This is a genomic window from Enterobacter cloacae complex sp. IR5418, assembly GCF_049238105.1.
GTDB classification, from domain to species: domain Bacteria; phylum Pseudomonadota; class Gammaproteobacteria; order Enterobacterales; family Enterobacteriaceae; genus Enterobacter; species Enterobacter hormaechei.
On sequence record NZ_JBMKHS010000006.1, the window covers coordinates 91,591 to 108,272 of the forward strand.

General features: G+C 57.7%; 14 protein-coding genes. 11 read left to right on the forward strand and 3 right to left on the reverse strand.

Features of this window, described 5'->3' with window-relative positions:
• The first annotated feature begins 1 nt into the window (after position 1).
• The gene (locus tag ACOTX7_RS07150; protein WP_221256579.1) at positions 2–1,072 is read left to right on the forward strand and encodes a sn-glycerol-3-phosphate import ATP-binding protein UgpC; all 1,071 of its coding nucleotides are present in this window, start codon (positions 2–4) and stop codon (positions 1,070–1,072) included.
• The gene (ugpQ, locus tag ACOTX7_RS07155) at positions 1,069–1,809 is read left to right on the forward strand and encodes a glycerophosphodiester phosphodiesterase (protein ID WP_213828257.1); all 741 of its coding nucleotides are present in this window, start codon (positions 1,069–1,071) and stop codon (positions 1,807–1,809) included. Before ACOTX7_RS07150 ends, ugpQ begins: the two co-directional genes overlap by 4 nt.
• Here the strand turns inward: ugpQ and ACOTX7_RS07160 are convergent.
• Entirely contained in the window at positions 1,799–2,170 is a 372-nt protein-coding gene (locus ACOTX7_RS07160) for a DUF2756 family protein (RefSeq protein ID WP_006812267.1), read from the reverse strand. The two genes, ugpQ and ACOTX7_RS07160, sit on opposite strands and share 11 nt — an antisense overlap.
• Before the next feature lie 122 nt (positions 2,171–2,292).
• On the opposite strand from ACOTX7_RS07160, the gene ggt reads away from it, so the two are divergent.
• A complete protein-coding gene (gene ggt, locus ACOTX7_RS07165) occupies positions 2,293–4,038 on the forward strand; it encodes a gamma-glutamyltransferase (RefSeq protein WP_221256577.1) in 1,746 nt (581 codons plus the stop codon).
• Between the two features lie 83 nt (positions 4,039–4,121).
• On the opposite strand, the gene yhhY is transcribed toward ggt, so the two are convergent.
• Positions 4,122–4,610 (reverse strand): N-acetyltransferase, encoded by a 489-nt coding sequence (gene yhhY, locus ACOTX7_RS07170; protein WP_001290285.1) that lies wholly within the window; start codon positions 4,608–4,610, stop codon positions 4,122–4,124.
• A gap of 310 nt (positions 4,611–4,920) precedes the next feature.
• Between yhhY and ACOTX7_RS07175 the strand changes: the two genes are divergently transcribed.
• The 5 genes from ACOTX7_RS07175 to gntU all read left to right on the forward strand — a co-directional run bounded on the left by ACOTX7_RS07175 (position 4,921) and on the right by gntU (position 9,862).
• Entirely contained in the window at positions 4,921–5,958 is a 1,038-nt protein-coding gene (locus ACOTX7_RS07175; RefSeq protein WP_221256576.1) for an oxidoreductase, read from the forward strand.
• A gap of 123 nt (positions 5,959–6,081) precedes the next feature.
• Positions 6,082–6,777, forward strand: coding sequence for a pirin family protein (locus ACOTX7_RS07180; RefSeq protein ID WP_000639796.1), 696 nt, complete (start codon positions 6,082–6,084; stop codon positions 6,775–6,777).
• Positions 6,778–6,868: 91 nt separating this feature from the next.
• Positions 6,869–7,864 carry a gluconate operon transcriptional repressor GntR gene (gntR, locus tag ACOTX7_RS07185; protein WP_003861567.1) on the forward strand — a complete coding sequence of 332 codons (996 nt, stop codon included), beginning with the start codon at positions 6,869–6,871 and terminating at the stop codon, positions 7,862–7,864.
• A 126-nt stretch (positions 7,865–7,990) separates the two neighbouring features.
• Positions 7,991–8,518, forward strand: coding sequence for a gluconokinase (gene gntK, locus ACOTX7_RS07190; RefSeq protein WP_024906707.1), 528 nt, complete (start codon positions 7,991–7,993; stop codon positions 8,516–8,518).
• Positions 8,519–8,521: 3 nt separating this feature from the next.
• Complete coding sequence (gene gntU, locus ACOTX7_RS07195) at positions 8,522–9,862, forward strand: gluconate transporter (protein WP_221256574.1); 1,341 nt, start codon at positions 8,522–8,524, stop codon at positions 9,860–9,862.
• 539 nt (positions 9,863–10,401) lie between these two features.
• Here the strand turns inward: gntU and yhgN are convergent.
• Entirely contained in the window at positions 10,402–10,995 is a 594-nt protein-coding gene (gene yhgN / locus ACOTX7_RS07200) for an NAAT family transporter YhgN (protein ID WP_003861574.1), read from the reverse strand.
• A gap of 178 nt (positions 10,996–11,173) precedes the next feature.
• Here yhgN and asd point away from each other — a divergent pair, with 178 nt between their 5' ends.
• From asd to glgX, 3 genes are all read left to right on the forward strand, one after another.
• Positions 11,174–12,277 (forward strand): aspartate-semialdehyde dehydrogenase, encoded by a 1,104-nt coding sequence (asd, locus tag ACOTX7_RS07205; protein WP_006812261.1) that lies wholly within the window; start codon positions 11,174–11,176, stop codon positions 12,275–12,277.
• Between the two features lie 239 nt (positions 12,278–12,516).
• Positions 12,517–14,703, forward strand: a complete 2,187-nt coding sequence (glgB, locus tag ACOTX7_RS07210; protein ID WP_221256573.1) for a 1,4-alpha-glucan branching enzyme — start codon at positions 12,517–12,519, stop codon at positions 14,701–14,703.
• On the forward strand, positions 14,700–16,673 hold the full coding sequence (gene glgX / locus ACOTX7_RS07215; RefSeq protein WP_221256572.1) for a glycogen debranching protein GlgX: 1,974 nt from the start codon (positions 14,700–14,702) through the stop codon (positions 16,671–16,673). The genes glgB and glgX overlap by 4 nt, the downstream gene beginning before the upstream one ends.
• Positions 16,674–16,682: the final 9 nt, after the last annotated feature.

A 16,682-nucleotide genomic window follows, 5' to 3' on the forward strand; every position in this document is an offset into this window, starting at 1 on the left:
GATGGCAGGTTTAAAATTACAGGCAGTAACCAAAAGCTGGGACGGCAAAACCCAGGTCATTCAGCCGCTGACGCTCGACGTGGCAGACGGAGAATTCATCGTGATGGTCGGCCCGTCCGGCTGCGGAAAATCCACCCTGCTGCGCATGGTGGCGGGGCTGGAGCGCGTCACTTCTGGCGATATCTGGATTGACCGCCAGCGCGTCACCGAGATGGAGCCAAAAGATCGCGGCATCGCGATGGTGTTCCAGAACTACGCCCTCTATCCGCACATGAGCGTGGAAGAGAACATGGCCTGGGGGCTGAAAATTCGCGGGATGGGCAAAGGCCATATCGCCGAGCGCGTAAAAGAGGCCGCACGCATTCTGGAGCTGGACGGCCTGCTCAAGCGCCGCCCGCGTGAACTTTCCGGCGGCCAGCGCCAGCGCGTGGCGATGGGGCGCGCCATCGTGCGCGATCCGGCGGTATTCCTGTTCGACGAACCGCTGTCTAACCTCGACGCCAAACTGCGGGTGCAGATGCGCCTTGAGCTACAGCAACTGCATCGCCGCCTGAAAACCACGTCCCTGTATGTGACCCACGATCAGGTTGAAGCGATGACCCTTGCCCAGCGCGTCATGGTGATGAACAAAGGCATCGCCGAGCAGATTGGCACCCCGGTGGAGGTGTACGAAAAACCAGCCAGCCGTTTTGTGGCGAGCTTTATCGGCAGCCCGGCGATGAACCTGCTGGACGGGCGGATCAATGCGGCGGGAACCCACTTTGAACTGGAAAGCGGGATGGCGTTGCCGATCAACTGGTACTATCGTGGCTACGCCGGGCGTAAGATGACGCTCGGTATCCGCCCGGAGCATATTGGTTTGACGTCTCAGGCGGACGGCGGCGTGCCGCTGGTGATGGACACGCTGGAGATGCTGGGCGCCGATAACCTGGCGCATGGTCGCTGGGGCGCGCAAAAGCTGGTGGTGCGTCTGCCGCATCAGGAGCGCCCGAAAGCAGGCAGCACGCTGTGGCTGCATATGCCGGAAAATCACCTGCACTTATTTGACGGTGAAACAGGACAACGAGTATGAGCAACTGGCCTTACCCCCACATCGTCGCCCACCGTGGCGGCGGTAAACTGGCGCCGGAAAACACCCTGGCGGCGATTGATATCGGCGCGCGCTTCGGCCACACGATGATCGAGTTCGACGCTAAGCTGTCGAAAGACGGCGAAATTTTCCTGCTGCACGACGACAACCTCGAACGCACCAGCAACGGCTGGGGCGTGGCGGGCGATCTGCCGTGGCGTGACCTGCTGAAGGTGGACGCCGGAAGCTGGTACAGCGGAGAATTCAAAGGCGAACCGCTGCCGCTGCTGGCGGAAGTGGCGGACCGCTGTCGTCAACACGGCATGATGGCCAACATCGAAATCAAACCGACTACCGGCACCGGGCCGCTGACGGGTAAAGTGATTGCCCTTGCCGCGCGCGAACTGTGGGAAGGGATGACCGCGCCGCTGTTGTCGTCGTTTGACATTGACGCACTGGAAGCCGCACAGAATGCCGTACCGGAACTGCCGCGCGGGCTGTTGCTGGATGAGTGGCGAGAAGACTGGCGCGCGCTGACAACCCGCTTAGGCTGCGTGTCGATCCACCTCAACCATAAGCTGCTGGACGCAGCGCGCGTGACGCTGTTGAAGGAGGCGGGTCTGCATATTCTGGTGTATACCGTCAACAAACCCCAGCGTGCAGCCGAGCTGCTGCGCTGGGGCGTGGACAGCATCTGTACCGATGCAATTGACCAGATCGGGCCGAACTTTATTTATTAAGCATACTGCCGTTCTGCTGGGTCGGCAGCATATGCTGCTGACCGCTGCTTTGCGACATCCCGCCCCCTAACATCCCACCGTTGGCATTGGGCAGCGGCTGTTCAAGCATCTGGCCCTGCTGCACGCGCTGGGTGTTGGTATTCATCTGGTTTTGCAGGTGCTGCTGCTGCACCTGTGTCTGCGTTTTTAACTGCTGATTGAGCATCCCTTTCTGCTGCTGTTGCTGGCTCATCATCTCCGTCTGCATACGTTGCTGGCTCGGGATGACGTAACCCGGCTGGTTCGGGTTGTTCAGGGTGTTGATTGGCTGTGCGAGCGCGGCGAACGGAAGCAGCGCGGTCAGGATCAGTAATCGTTTCATGGTTATCTCCTCCTTTGAGGCTTCTCTTAAGTTTACCCTCATTCCGGCATAACGATGATTTTTTAAGAGTTGTGAACCAGGCTTAAGCGGGGAATATGGACCCCTTCACCTGGAGAACAATAATGATGAAACCAACCTTTTTGCGCTGGGTCGCCATCGCTGCGCTGATGGCAGGCGGCACATTTACCGTGGCGGCCAACCCGCCCGCAGCTCCTCCGGTCTCTTACGGCGTGGAGGAGGATGTTTTTCATCCCGTGCGGGCGACGCACGGCATGGTGGCCTCGGTTGACGCGCTGGCAACCCAGGTGGGCGTCGATATTCTTAAGCAGGGCGGTAACGCGGTGGATGCGGCGGTCGCGGTAGGGTACGCGCTGGCGGTGACGCATCCACAGGCGGGGAACCTGGGCGGCGGCGGGTTTATGATACTGCGCACCAAAGACGGTAAAACCACGGCCATCGACTTCCGCGAAATGGCACCTTCCCAGGCGTCCCGCGATATGTTCCTCGACGACCAGGGGAACCCGGACAGCAAAAAGTCTCTGACCTCGCATCTCGCGACCGGTACACCGGGCACCGTTGCGGGCTTCTCGCTGGCGCTGGAGAAATACGGCACGATGTCGCTGAACAAGGTGGTGCAGCCTGCCATCAGGCTGGCGCGGGAGGGGTTTGTGGTCAATGACGCCCTGGCGGACGATCTCAAAACCTACGGCAGCGAAGTCATTCCCAATCATGAAAACAGCAAGGCTATCTTCTGGAAGAACGGCGAGCCGCTGAAGAAGGGCGATAAGCTGGTGCAGAAGAACCTCGCCAAAAGTCTCGAACTGATTGCTGAAAACGGTCCTGACGCCTTCTACAAAGGGGCGATTGCCGACCAGATTGCGGAAGAGATGCAAAAGAACGGCGGGCTTATCACCAAAGCGGATCTGGCGGAATACAGGGCGGTGGAGCGCGAGCCGATTAGCGGCACCTATCGCGGCTACGACGTCTTCTCCATGCCGCCGCCGTCCTCCGGCGGGATCCACATCGTGCAGATCCTCAATATTCTGGAAAACTTTGATATGCACAAGTTCGGCTTCGGCAGCGCGGACGCCATGCAGGTGATGGCGGAGGCGGAAAAGCGCGCCTATGCTGACCGCTCGGAATACCTCGGCGATCCGGACTTCGTTAAGGTGCCGTGGCAGGCGCTGACCGATAAAGCCTATGCCAAATCGATTGCCGACGAGATCGACATCAACAAGGCTAAGCCGTCCAGCGAGATCCGCCCCGGCAAGCTGGCACCGTATGAAAGCAACCAGACCACGCACTTCTCGGTGGTGGATAAGGACGGAAACGCGGTGGCGGTAACTTATACGCTGAATACCACCTTTGGCACCGGAATTGTGGCGGGCAACAGCGGTATTTTACTGAACAACGAGATGGATGATTTTTCTGCCAAACCGGGCGTGCCGAACGTCTACGGGCTGGTCGGCGGCGATGCGAATGCGGTCGGGCCGAAGAAGCGCCCGCTGTCGTCCATGTCGCCCACCATCGTAGTGAAAGACGGCAAAACCTGGCTGGTGACCGGCAGCCCGGGCGGGAGCCGGATTATCACGACCGTGCTGCAAATGGTGGTGAACAGCATCGATTTTGGCATGAACGTTGCCGAAGCGACCAATGCGCCGCGCTTCCATCACCAGTGGCTGCCGGACGAGCTGCGCGTGGAGAAGGGCTTTAGCCCGGACACCCTCAAACTGCTTGAGCAGCGCGGGCAGAAGGTGGCGGTGAAAGAGGCGATGGGCAGCACCCAGAGCATTATGGTCGGGCCGGACGGCGCGCTGTTTGGCGCATCGGACCCGCGTTCGGTGGATGATTTAACGGCGGGATATTGATTATTCCCCTCACCCTGGCCCTCTCCCCAAAGGGGAGAGGGAACGATTACACCTGGGGAGAGGGCCGGGGTGAGGGGTCTGTGTCACTTCATACGCGCCATATAATACGCGTCCACATACTCGCCGTTGCGCAGGGCGTAGCGCTTGCCGGTGCCTTCAATCTCGAAGCCGTGCTTTTTGTACACCGCGATTGCCGGTTCGTTATCGACAAATACCGTTAACTCGATGCGATCGACGCGCAGCCAGTTGTCACACATATCGATCATGGTGCGAATCAGCGCGCTGGCGACGCCGCGGTTTTGCCACTGCGCACCCACACAAATACCGAAATCGGCAACGTGACTGCGGCGTGGTCGCTGGGCGACGTCAATGCACAAATGCCCGACCACGATATCATCAATGCAGGCAACCAGCTGTTTAATGCCCGGCTGCTCGCCTAGCCGCATTTGCCACATTTCCATTGAAGGATGAGGAACCTGTAGCGTGTTGTGGTACACCTCCGGCTGGGCGTGGATCTGACGAATGGCGTCGTAATCTTTCGGTTCAGCGTGGCGTATCACTATCTCACTCATTCCTTGTTCCTCAGTCAGTTAAACGTCCCTTCAAACATCAATGACTTTAAAAGTTGAGTCAATCGCTATTTTTTGCAAAAAGTGTTGGACAAGTGCGAATGAGAATGATTATTATTGCTCTGCATTCAGGAAGACCTCCTACGGGAACCTGAAAGCACGACATTGCTCACATTGCTTCCAGTATTACTTTAGCCAGCTTCTCGCTGGCTTTTTTTTGCTCTTTTTCTCCCTCTCCCCGTGGGAGAGGGCTGGGGTGAGGGCAAAACATGCGCTATGGTAAAACCCAGTAACCTTCCAAAAGGACTGAGCCATGACACTACATTGCGCATTTATTGGATTTGGCAAAAGCACCACCCGTTACCACCTTCCGTATGTCCTCCACCGTAAAGAGACCTGGCACGTCGCCCACATCTACCGCCGCCGCGCGAAGCCGGAAGAGCAATCTCCGCAGTATTCCCATATTCATTTCACCAGCGATCTCGACGAGGTGCTGGGGGATCCGCAGGTCAAACTTGTCGTCGTCTGTACCCACGCTGACAGCCATTTTGACTATGCGAAACGCGCGCTCGAAGCGGGCAAAAACGTACTGGTGGAAAAGCCGTTCACCCCAACCATCGCCGAAGCGAAAGAACTGTTCGCGCTGGCAAAGAGCAAGGGGCTGACCGTCACGCCGTATCAGAACCGTCGCTTTGACAGCTGCTTCCTGACGGCGAAAAAGGCAATTGAAAGCGGCAAGCTCGGCGAGATCGTGGAGGTTGAAAGCCACTTCGATTACTACCGTCCGGTGGCGGAGACCAACCCCGGCCTGCCGCAGGACGGTTCGTTCTATGGTCTGGGCGTGCATACCATGGACCAGATCATCTCCCTGTTTGGCCGCCCGGATCACGTCGCGTACGACATCCGCAGCCTGCGCAATAAAGCCAACCCGGACGACACCTTTGAAGCGCAGCTGTTCTACGGTGACCTGAAAGCCATCGTCAAAACCAGCCACCTGGTAAAAATCGACTACCCGAAATTCATTGTGCACGGCACCAAAGGCTCGTTCATTAAGTACGGCATTGACCAGCAGGAGACCAGCCTGAAGGCCAACATCATGCCGGGCGAACCGGGCTTTGCGGCGGATGATTCCGTGGGCGTGCTGGAGTATGTGAACGATGAGGGCGTTACGGTCATAGAAGAACTGAAGCCGGAAACGGGCGACTATGGACGCGTCTACGATGCGCTGTATGAAACCCTCACCAATGGCGCGCCGAATTACGTCAAGGAATCTGACGTTCTGACCAACCTGGAAATCCTTGAACGGGCCTTCGAACAGGCTTCTCCTGCCACGGTAACCCTTGCCAGATAAGAAAACATGGCTCCTCTTCGTTTGTTCTAAATTTTTGAACAGAGGAGTCAATTTTCACCCTCTATGATCCCAGGGCGTTTGCGTCCACACTTACTCCATCGAAACGAACTGAGGGTGAAAACAATGATCTACTTACGCAAAGCAAACGAACGTGGTCACGCGAATCATGGCTGGCTGGACTCATGGCATTCATTCTCGTTTGCCGACTACTACGACCCGAACTTCATGGGCTTCTCCGCACTGCGCGTCATTAACGACGACGTGATTGATGCAGGCCAGGGCTTCGGGACCCACCCGCACAAAGACATGGAAATCCTGACCTATGTGCTGGAAGGGGCGGTTGAGCACCAGGACAGCATGGGCAACAAAGAGCAGGTTCCGGCGGGCGAGTTCCAGATTATGAGCGCGGGTACCGGGGTGCGTCACTCCGAGTACAACCCGAGCAAAACGGAAAAACTGCACCTGTATCAAATCTGGATCATTCCAGAAGAGACTGGCATCACGCCACGCTACGAACAGCGCCGCTTCGACGCAAAACAGGGCAAACAGCTGGTGCTCTCCCCGGATGCGCGTGAAGGTTCCCTGAAAGTGCATCAGGATATGGAACTGTACCGCTGGGCGCTGGCGAAAGACGAACAGTCTGTCCACCAGATTGCCGCCAACCGCCGCGTCTGGATCCAGGTGGTGAAAGGGGAAGTGTCCATCAACGGCACCAAAGCGACAACCGCCGATGGCCTGGCCATCTGGGATGAGCAGGCGCTCTCCGTGCATGCGGACAGCGAAAGTGAAATTCTGCTGTTTGACCTGCCGCCGGTCTAAATAATTTCTCAACCTTCCCTTTAAACGGGGAAGGTTGAGCTTTGTCCGTGATAAACTGAGCAAATCTCTCACTTCAAGATTTCTCAGGACGATGAAAAAGAAACGCCCCGTACTTCAGGATGTCGCCGATCGCGTCGGTGTGACCAAAATGACGGTCAGCCGTTTTTTACGTAACCCGGAACAGGTTTCCGTGGCGTTGCGTGGCAAGATTGCCGCCGCCCTTGATGAACTGGGTTATATCCCCAACCGCGCACCCGATATTCTCTCCAATGCCACCAGCCGTGCGGTGGGCGTCCTGCTTCCTTCCTTAACCAATCAGGTTTTCGCTGAAGTGCTGCGTGGTATCGAAAGCGTCACCGATGCGTTCGGTTATCAGACCATGCTCGCGCACTACGGGTACAAGCCGGAACTGGAAGAGGAACGTCTTGAATCGATGCTTTCCTGGAACATCGACGGTCTGATTTTAACGGAACGTACTCACACCCCGCGCACGCTGAAAATGATTGAAGTGGCAGGCATTCCGGTGGTGGAACTGATGGACAGCCAGTCGCCGTGCCTCGACATCGCCGTGGGGTTCGATAACTTTGAAGCGGCGCGTCAGATGACGGCGGCGATTATCGCCCGCGGCCATCGCCATGTGGCCTATCTGGGTGCGCGTCTGGATGAACGTACTATCATCAAACAGAAGGGATACGAGCAGGCGATGCTCGACGCCGGTTTAACCCCGTACAGCGTGATGGTGGAGCAATCCTCCTCCTATACCTCGGGTATTGAGCTGATGCGTCAGGCGCGACGCGAGTATCCGCAACTGGACGGTATTTTCTGTACCAACGATGACCTTGCGGTCGGCGCCGCGTTTGAGTGCCAGCGTCTGGGTTTAAAAATCCCGGATGATATGGCGATTGCCGGTTTCCACGGCCACGACATTGGCCAGGTGATGGAGCCGCGTCTGGCGAGCGTTCTGACCCCGCGTGAACGCATGGGCCGCATTGGTGCAGAGCGCCTGCTGGCGCGCATTCGTGGAGAGGCAGTTACCCCGAAAATGTTAGATTTAGGTTTCACCTTGTCACCGGGTGGATCTATTTAATCCGACAAATTTGAAGTAGCTCACACTTATTCACTTCGCGCACGTTTGGATATTGCTTCTCTTATGCCCCGGCAGGACAATGTTACCGATAACTGTTACCCGTAACAATTTACTGAGGGACACCCTTTGAGCACGACTAATCACGATCACCACGTTTACGTCCTGATGGGCGTGTCCGGTAGCGGTAAATCTGCCGTGGCGAGCGAAGTGGCGCATCAACTCCAGGCTGCGTTTCTTGATGGTGACTTCCTCCATCCGCGCAGCAACATCATGAAAATGGCTTCCGGCGAGCCGCTGAACGACGACGACCGCAAACCGTGGTTGCAGGCGCTGAATGACGCCGCGTTCGCGATGCAGCGCACCAATAAAGTCTCCTTGATCGTCTGCTCCGCGCTGAAAAAAACCTATCGCGACCTGCTGCGCGACGGCAATCCGAACCTCTCTTTCATCTACCTGAAAGGCGATTTCGAAGTGATTGAAAGCCGTCTGAAGGCGCGTAAAGGCCACTTCTTCAAAACCCAGATGCTGGTGACGCAGTTCGAAGCGCTTCAGGAGCCGGGTGAAGATGAAAAAGACGTCTTAGTGGTTGATATCGATCAGCCGCTGGAAGGTGTTGTTGCCAGCACCATCGAGGTTATTAATAAAAGGCAGTAAGTTTTGAGTACATTAACGCTAGTGTTGACAGCAGTGGGTTCCGTTTTGCTGCTGCTGTTTTTAGTGATGAAGGCGCGTATGCACGCCTTCGTTGCTTTGATGGTGGTTTCTATTGGTGCCGGTCTCTTTTCCGGCATGCCGCTCGACAAAATCGCGGCGACAATGGAAAAAGGGATGGGCGGCACGCTCGGCTTCCTGGCCATTGTGGTGGCGTTGGGCGCGATGTTTGGCAAGATTTTGCACGAGACGGGCGCGGTCGATCAGATTGCGGTCAAGATGCTGAAATCCTTCGGCCACAGCCGTGCGCACTACGCGATTGGTCTGGCTGGTCTGATTTGCGCGCTGCCGCTGTTCTTCGAAGTGGCGGTAGTGCTGCTGATTAGCGTCGCGTTCTCTATGGCGCGTCATACCGGCACTAACCTCGTGAAGCTGGTCATTCCGCTGTTTGCGGGCGTGGCGGCAGCGGCGGCGTTTCTGCTGCCGGGGCCTGCGCCGATGCTGCTGGCCTCCCAGATGCACGCTGACTTTGGCTGGATGATCCTGATTGGCCTGTGCGCGGCGATACCGGGAATGATTATCGCCGGTCCGCTGTGGGGCAACTTCATCAGCCGTTACGTTGAGCTGCACATTCCGGATGACATCTCCGAGCCGCACCTGGGCGAGGGCAAAATGCCGTCCTTCGGGTTTAGTCTCTCTTTGATTCTTCTGCCTCTGGTGCTGGTTGGCCTGAAAACCATCGCCGCGCGTTTTGTGCCGGTGGGGTCAACCGTGTACGAATGGTTCGAATTTATCGGTCATCCGTTCACCGCGATCCTGGTGGCGTGTCTGGTGGCGATTTACGGCCTGGCGATGCGTCAGGGCATGCCGAAAGACCGCGTGATGGAGATCTGCGGCGCGGCGCTGCAACCGGCCGGGATTATCCTGCTGGTGATCGGGGCGGGCGGCGTGTTCAAGCAGGTGCTGGTGGATTCCGGCGTGGGTCCGGCACTGGGCGAAGCCCTGACCGGGATGGGGCTGCCGATTGCGGTCACCTGCTTCGTGCTGGCCGCGGCGGTGCGTATCATTCAGGGCTCCGCGACCGTGGCGTGCTTAACTGCCGTCGGTCTGGTGATGCCGGTGATTGAACAGCTGAACTACTCCGGTGCGCAGATGGCGGCGCTCTCTATCTGTATCGCGGGTGGCTCGATTGTGGTTTCGCACGTGAACGACGCGGGCTTCTGGCTGTTCGGTAAATTTACCGGCGCCACCGAAGCGCAAACCCTGAAAACCTGGACGCTGATGGAAACCATCCTCGGCACGACGGGTGCGATTGTCGGGATGATTGCGTTTACGCTGCTGAGCTAATCCCGGTTTTCTCCCTCTCCCGTTGGGAGAGGGCTGGGGTGAGGGCATCAGGCCGCACCCTAAAATAATATTTCGTTTTGCGAGCCGCCTTCCAGAGCCTCTCTTGCCACCCCGCCCCCAACGCAGTATCTTCTTGCCGCGCCTGCAAAATCAGGCGTCAGGATTAGCCTCTCCAGTGGTGGATACACATTACTCATCAGAGGCTGTCTTATGACTACTACCCCTAACTTTTCTCACACTTTATTTACTACCCCATTCGATCACACCACTGATTTCACCGAACTGGCAGATAATTGCTCGCGGTTTGTCGACGTGCGGGTTGCTCACAAAGGAAGGCATCGTGCCGCTGTAAAAAAGCCGGGTGGCGCTTACGCTTACCCGGCCTACGGGACCAGAGTTTGTTGTAGGTCGGGTAAGGCGAAGCCGCCACCCGACAAAATAAGACCTCTGCGGCCTGATGCCCTCACCCCGGCCCTCTCCCACGGGGAGAGGGGGCAAACACTAAAAACGGCAATCTAAGATTGCCGTTTTGCTTTTACCTACCCTTTCATCCACGCCCGGATCCCGTCCAGGAACATCTGCGTGGCCATCATCACCAGGATCAGCCCCATCAGGCGCTCCAGCGCGTTCACCCCTTTCTCACCCAGCAGGCGCAGGAACAGCGACGACTGCAACAGGATAATAAACGTCCCGCCCCAGGCGATCAGCAGGGCAATCACCAGATGGCTCATCTGATTCGGATACTGATGCGACAACAGCATCAGCGTCGCCAGAATCGTTGGTCCGGCGACCAGCGGAATTGCCAGCGGCACGATAAACGGCTCTTCACCCGCGGGCAGGCCGCTGCTGCTGCCTTCCGCGCTCGGAAAAATCATCTTAATGGCAATCAGGAACAAAATTATCCCGCCGGAAATGGAGACCGTTTCGGCGCGTAAGTTCAGGAAGGCAAGGATCTTTTCACCGGCGAACAGGAAGATAAACATCACCAGCAGGGCGATGAGCAGTTCGCGGATCATGATCGCCCGGCGGCGCTTCGGCTCGGTGTGCTTCAGCACCGACATGAAGATCGGCAAATTACCGAGCGGATCCATAATCAGGATCAATAAAACCGCTGCGGAAATGATTTCACTCATCTTAAATTATCCCTGATACTTATTGTGGTTATTCCGATGATTAGCACTTTTTCTGATAGCCGGGCAATCATCGATTAATTTCGCTTGCGACTTTGGCAGCATTTTGTAATGTGAAGCATATCCCAGTTCAATACTGGCTTGCACAATCAGCACACACCCCTTGCAGGAAAAAAATGCTATGAAAAACGTTGGTTTTATCGGCTGGCGCGGTATGGTCGGCTCTGTACTCATGCAACGCATGGTTGAAGAGCGCGATTTCGACGCCATCCGCCCGGTCTTCTTCTCCACTTCCCAGCTCGGCCAGGCTGCACCGTCCTTTGGAGGTACCACAGGCACGTTGCAGGATGCTTACGACCTGGAGGCGCTGAAGGCACTCGACATTATTGTGACCTGCCAGGGCGGCGATTATACCAACGAAATCTATCCGAAGCTGCGTGAAAGCGGCTGGCAGGGCTACTGGATTGACGCGGCCTCTTCGCTGCGCATGAAAGACGATGCCATCATCATTCTTGACCCGGTTAACCAGGACGTCATCACCGACGGCCTGAACAACGGCGTGAAAACCTTTGTCGGCGGTAACTGCACCGTCAGCCTGATGCTGATGTCCCTCGGCGGCCTGTTCGCGCAGGACCTGGTGGAGTGGGTCTCCGTGGCGACCTACCAGGCGGCCTCCGGCGGCGGCGCGCGTCATATGCGCGAGCTGCTGACCCAGATGGGCCAGCTGCACCAGAGCGTCGCGACCGAGCTGGCAGACCCGGCGTCCGCTATCCTCGACATTGAGCGTAAAGTCACTCAACTGACCCGCAGCGGCGAGCTGCCGGTGGATAACTTCGGCGTACCGCTGGCCGGTGGCCTGATCCCATGGATCGACAAACAGCTGGATAACGGCCAGACCCGCGAAGAGTGGAAGGGCCAGGCTGAGACCAACAAAATCCTCGCGACCGCGAACACCATTCCGGTTGACGGTCTGTGTGTGCGTATCGGCGCGCTGCGCTGCCACAGCCAGGCCTTCACCATTAAACTGAAAAAAGATGTGTCTATTCCGACCGTGGAAGAGCTGCTGGCCGCACACAACCCGTGGGCGAAAGTGGTGCCAAACGATCGCGATATCACCATGCGCGAACTGACCCCGGCAGCCGTCACCGGTACGCTGACCACCCCGGTTGGCCGCCTGCGCAAGCTGAACATGGGGCCGGAGTATCTCTCTGCGTTCACCGTGGGTGACCAGCTGCTGTGGGGTGCCGCCGAGCCGCTGCGCCGCATGCTGCGCCAGCTGGCGTAATAATTTGTTAAACACGGGGGGTGATTGTCACCCCCTTTTTTTGCGTACTACATGGAGTAAAACGCAGATGTCTGATTTTTTATCAGGAGGACCCACGACGTTGGCTATGCTTTAAGGAAGATTTATTTCTCACCTGAGGGTAGGGCGGAGCAGAGAGGATTAACTGCACCGTTTAGGTCACATTAAAAGTCGTTCCGGAGCGAGTAAAAAGGGCGACATAAAAAAACAGGATGAATACCATGTCCGATCGTATTTCGAGAGACGTGATTAATGCGCTTATTGCGGGTCATTTTGCCGACCCCTTTTCTGTGCTAGGGATGCACCGTACGGAGGCCGGACTGGAAGTTCGGGCGCTGTTACCGGATGCGACAGAAGTGTGGGTTATCGAACCCAAAACCGGCCGCAAGGTGGGTAATCTGGAATGCCTCGACTCGCGTGGCTTCTTCTCGGGCGTCATGCCCCGCCGTAAAAATCCTTTTCGTTACCAGCTTGCCGTTATCTGGCACGGTCAGCAAAACCTGATTGACGATCCCTATAGCTTCGGCCCGCTCTTAAAAGAGATGGACGCCTGGCTGCTGTCCGAAGGGACCCATTTACGCCCCTACGAAACGCTGGGTGCCCATGCGGATACCATGGACGGTATCACCGGCACGCGGTTTGCGGTATGGGCGCCAAACGCCCAGCGCGTCTCCGTTGTCGGGCAGTTCAACTACTGGGACGGTCGTCGTCACCCTATGCGCCTGCGCCGGGAAACCGGCATCTGGGAGCTGTTTATCCCCGGCGCGCACAACGGTCAGCTCTACAAATTCGAGATGATCGATGCCAACGGCAAGCTGCGTATTAAATCTGACCCGTACGCCTTTGAGGCCGAACTGCGCCCGAATACCGCCTCGCTGATTTGCGGCCTGCCGGAAAAGGTCGTCCAGAGCGAGGAGCGCAAGCAGGCCAACCGCTTCGATGCGCCAATATCGGTTTATGAGGTGCATCTTGGCTCGTGGCGTCGTCACACCGATAACAACTTCTGGCTGAGCTATCGCGAGCTGGCGGACCAGCTGGTGCCGTACGCCAAATGGATGGGCTTTACCCATCTGGAGCTGCTGCCGATCAACGAACACCCGTTCGACGGCAGCTGGGGCTATCAGCCTACCGGGCTGTATGCGCCTACGCGCCGCTTCGGCACGCGCGATGACTTCCGCTATTTCATCGATGCCGCCCACGCCGCCGGGCTGAACGTGATCCTCGACTGGGTGCCGGGCCACTTCCCGTCGGACGATTTTGCGCTGGCAGAGTTCGACGGCACGAAGCTGTACGAGCACAGCGATCCGCGCGAAGGCTATCACCAGGACTGGAACACGCTGATCTACAACTACGGTCGCCGTGAAGTGTCGAACTATCTGGTCGGTAACGCGCTGTACTGGATCGAACGCTTCGGCATTGATGCCCTGCGCGTGGATGCGGTGGCGTCGATGATCTACCGCGACTACAGCCGCAAAGAGGGTGAGTGGATCCCGAATGAGTTCGGTGGCCGTGAAAACCTGGAAGCGATTGAGTTTCTGCGCAACACCAACCGCATCATCGGCGAGCAGGTGGAAGGCGCCGTGACCATGGCGGAAGAGTCCACCGACTTCCCGGGCGTTTCCCGTCCACCGGCAATGGGTGGTCTGGGCTTCTGGTACAAGTGGAACCTCGGCTGGATGCACGACACGCTCGACTACATGAAGCTCGACCCGGTTTTTCGTCAGTATCACCACGATAAGCTCACCTTCGGGCTGCTCTACAACTACACCGAAAACTTCATGCTGCCGCTGTCGCACGATGAAGTGGTACACGGCAAGAAATCCATTCTCGACCGCATGCCGGGCGACCCGTGGCAGAAGTTCGCCAACCTGCGCGCCTACTACGGCTGGATGTTCGCCTTCCCGGGCAAAAAGCTGCTGTTTATGGGCAATGAGTTCGCCCAGGGGCGCGAATGGAACCACGACACCAGCCTTGACTGGCATCTGCTGGAGGGCGCGGACAACTGGCACCACGGCGTGCAGCGTCTGGTCCGTGACCTGAACCTGACCTATCGCCATCACAAAGCGCTGCACGAGCTGGACTTCGATCCGTACGGCTTTGAGTGGCTGGTGGTGGACGACCACGAGCGCTCGGTGTTTGTCTTTGTACGCCGCGACAAAGCGGGTAACGAGATCATCGTTGCCAGCAACTTTACCCCGGTGCCGCGCGAACACTACCGCTTCGGCATTAACCAGCCGGGCAAATGGCGCGAAATTCTCAATACCGACTCCATGCACTACCACGGCAGCAACGCCGGTAACGGTGGGCTGGTACAGAGCGACACCTTCGAAAGCCACGGCCGACCAAACTCCCTGAGCCTGACGCTGCCGCCGCTGAGCACAATCTGGCTGGTGCGGGAGGGAGAATGACACAGCTCACGGCAGGTAAACCCGAACCGCTCGGGGCGAGTTTTGACGGAAAGGGGGTGAACTTCACGCTCTTTTCCGCCCATGCGGAGCGGGTGGAACTCTGTGTGTTTGACGGGGAAGGTAACGAGCACCGTTACGATTTACCGGCGCGCACGGGGGATACCTGGCATGGTTATCTGGCCGGAGGGCGGCCGGGGATGCACTACGGTTTTCGCGTTCACGGCCCCTGGGAGCCTGCTCAGGGACACTGGTTTAACCCGGCGAAGCTGCTGATAGACCCGTGCGCGCACCGCGTCGACGGCGAGTTTAAAGACGACCCGCTGTTCCACGTTGGCTATGGCGAACCTGACCACCGCGACAGCGCGTCCGTCGCGCCTAAAAGCGTGGTGGTGCACGATCTCTACGACTGGGAAGACGATGCCCCGCCGCAGACGCCGTGGGGCAATACCGTGATTTATGAAGCCCACGTCAAAGGGCTGACGTATCTGCACCCGTCGCTCCCCAAAGAGATGCGCGGCACCTATAAAGCGCTTGGGCATCCGACGATGGTCGCTTACCTGAAGCACTTAGGCATCACCGCGCTGGAGCTGTTGCCGGTGGCGCATTTCGCCAGCGAGCCGCGCCTTCAGCGTCTTGGGTTAAGCAACTACTGGGGCTACAACCCGTTGGCGATGTTCGCCCTCGACCCGCGCTACGCGGTGCATCCCGAGAAGGCGCGGGATGAGTTTCGAGATGCGGTGAAGGCGCTTCACGCGGCGGGGATTGAGGTCATTCTGGACGTGGTACTGAACCACAGTGCGGAAAGCGATCTTGACGGCCCGACGCTCTCACAGCGCGGAATCGATAACCGTAGCTATTATTGGATCAGGGACGACGGCGATTACGAGAACTGGACCGGGTGCGGTAACACCCTCAATCTCAGTCATCCGGCGGTCACGCATTACGCGTATGAGTGCCTGAAATACTGGGTTGAGACCTTCCACGTAGACGGTTTTCGCTTCGACCTGGCGCCGGTGATGGGGCGTACCCCGGCGTTCAGCCAGCAGGCGCCGCTGTTTGAGGCAATCAAAAACTGCCCGGTGCTTTCCCGGGTGAAGCTCATCGCAGAGCCATGGGATATCGGTGAGGGCGGTTATCAGGTGGGGAACTTTCCGCCCCTGTTTGCCGAGTGGAACGACCACTACCGCGATGCCATCCGCCGCTTCTGGCTGACGCGCGATCTGTCGTTAGGGGAGTTCGCCGGACGCTTTGCTGGCTCCAGCGATCTCTTTAAGCGCGACGGAAAACGTCCGTCGGCCACCATTAACCTGGTGACGGCGCACGACGGTTTTACGCTGCGCGACTGCGTTTGTTTCAATCAGAAACACAATGAGGCAAACGGCGAAGAGAATCGCGATGGGACTAACAATAACCATAGCTTTAACCATGGTATAGAAGGGTTAGGCGGAAGTCTGGATGTGATCGAGCGGCGACGCGCCAGCGTTCATGCGCTGCTGACGACGCTTTTGTTATCGCAGGGTACGCCGATGCTGTTGGCGGGTGACGAACACGGCCACAGCCAGCACGGCAACAATAACGCCTATTGCCAGGATAACACCCTGACCTGGCTTGACTGGGGAGAAGCGAACAGCGGGTTGACCCATTTCACCGCGGCGCTGATCCATCTTCGCCAGCAAATCCCCGCGCTCACCGCCGACCGCTGGTGGGAGGAGGGCGACGGCAACGTTCGCTGGCTGAATCAAGACGCGCAACCGTTAAGCGCGCAAGAGTGGCAACACGGCGTACCACGTCTGCAAATCCTGTTGTCGGATACGTGGCTGGTAACGCTGAACGCGACGGACGACGTCGCTGAGATTGTTTTACCTGACGGGGAGTGGCGAGCTGTTCCCCCCTTTGCCGGAGCGGATAATCCGGTAGTAATGGCTGTCTGGCACGGGCCTGCGCACGGAGTGTGCGTATTCCAAAGATGATAAAAAAGG

Bases quoted from the DNA above. Each gene is read 5' to 3' on its own strand.
- ACOTX7_RS07150 (WP_221256579.1), top strand. From the start codon at position 2: ATGGCAGGTTTAAAATTACAGGCAGTAACCAAAAGCTGGGACGGCAAA.
- ugpQ (WP_213828257.1), top strand. From the start codon at position 1,069: ATGAGCAACTGGCCTTACCCCCACATCGTCGCCCACCGTGGCGGCGGT.
- ACOTX7_RS07160 (WP_006812267.1), bottom strand. From the start codon at position 2,170: ATGAAACGATTACTGATCCTGACCGCGCTGCTTCCGTTCGCCGCGCTC.
- ggt (WP_221256577.1), top strand. From the start codon at position 2,293: ATGATGAAACCAACCTTTTTGCGCTGGGTCGCCATCGCTGCGCTGATG.
- yhhY (WP_001290285.1), bottom strand. From the start codon at position 4,610: ATGAGTGAGATAGTGATACGCCACGCTGAACCGAAAGATTACGACGCC.
- ACOTX7_RS07175 (WP_221256576.1), top strand. From the start codon at position 4,921: ATGACACTACATTGCGCATTTATTGGATTTGGCAAAAGCACCACCCGT.
- ACOTX7_RS07180 (WP_000639796.1), top strand. From the start codon at position 6,082: ATGATCTACTTACGCAAAGCAAACGAACGTGGTCACGCGAATCATGGC.
- gntR (WP_003861567.1), top strand. From the start codon at position 6,869: ATGAAAAAGAAACGCCCCGTACTTCAGGATGTCGCCGATCGCGTCGGT.
- yhgN (WP_003861574.1), bottom strand. From the start codon at position 10,995: ATGAGTGAAATCATTTCCGCAGCGGTTTTATTGATCCTGATTATGGAT.
- asd (WP_006812261.1), top strand. From the start codon at position 11,174: ATGAAAAACGTTGGTTTTATCGGCTGGCGCGGTATGGTCGGCTCTGTA.
- glgB (WP_221256573.1), top strand. From the start codon at position 12,517: ATGTCCGATCGTATTTCGAGAGACGTGATTAATGCGCTTATTGCGGGT.
- glgX (WP_221256572.1), top strand. From the start codon at position 14,700: ATGACACAGCTCACGGCAGGTAAACCCGAACCGCTCGGGGCGAGTTTT.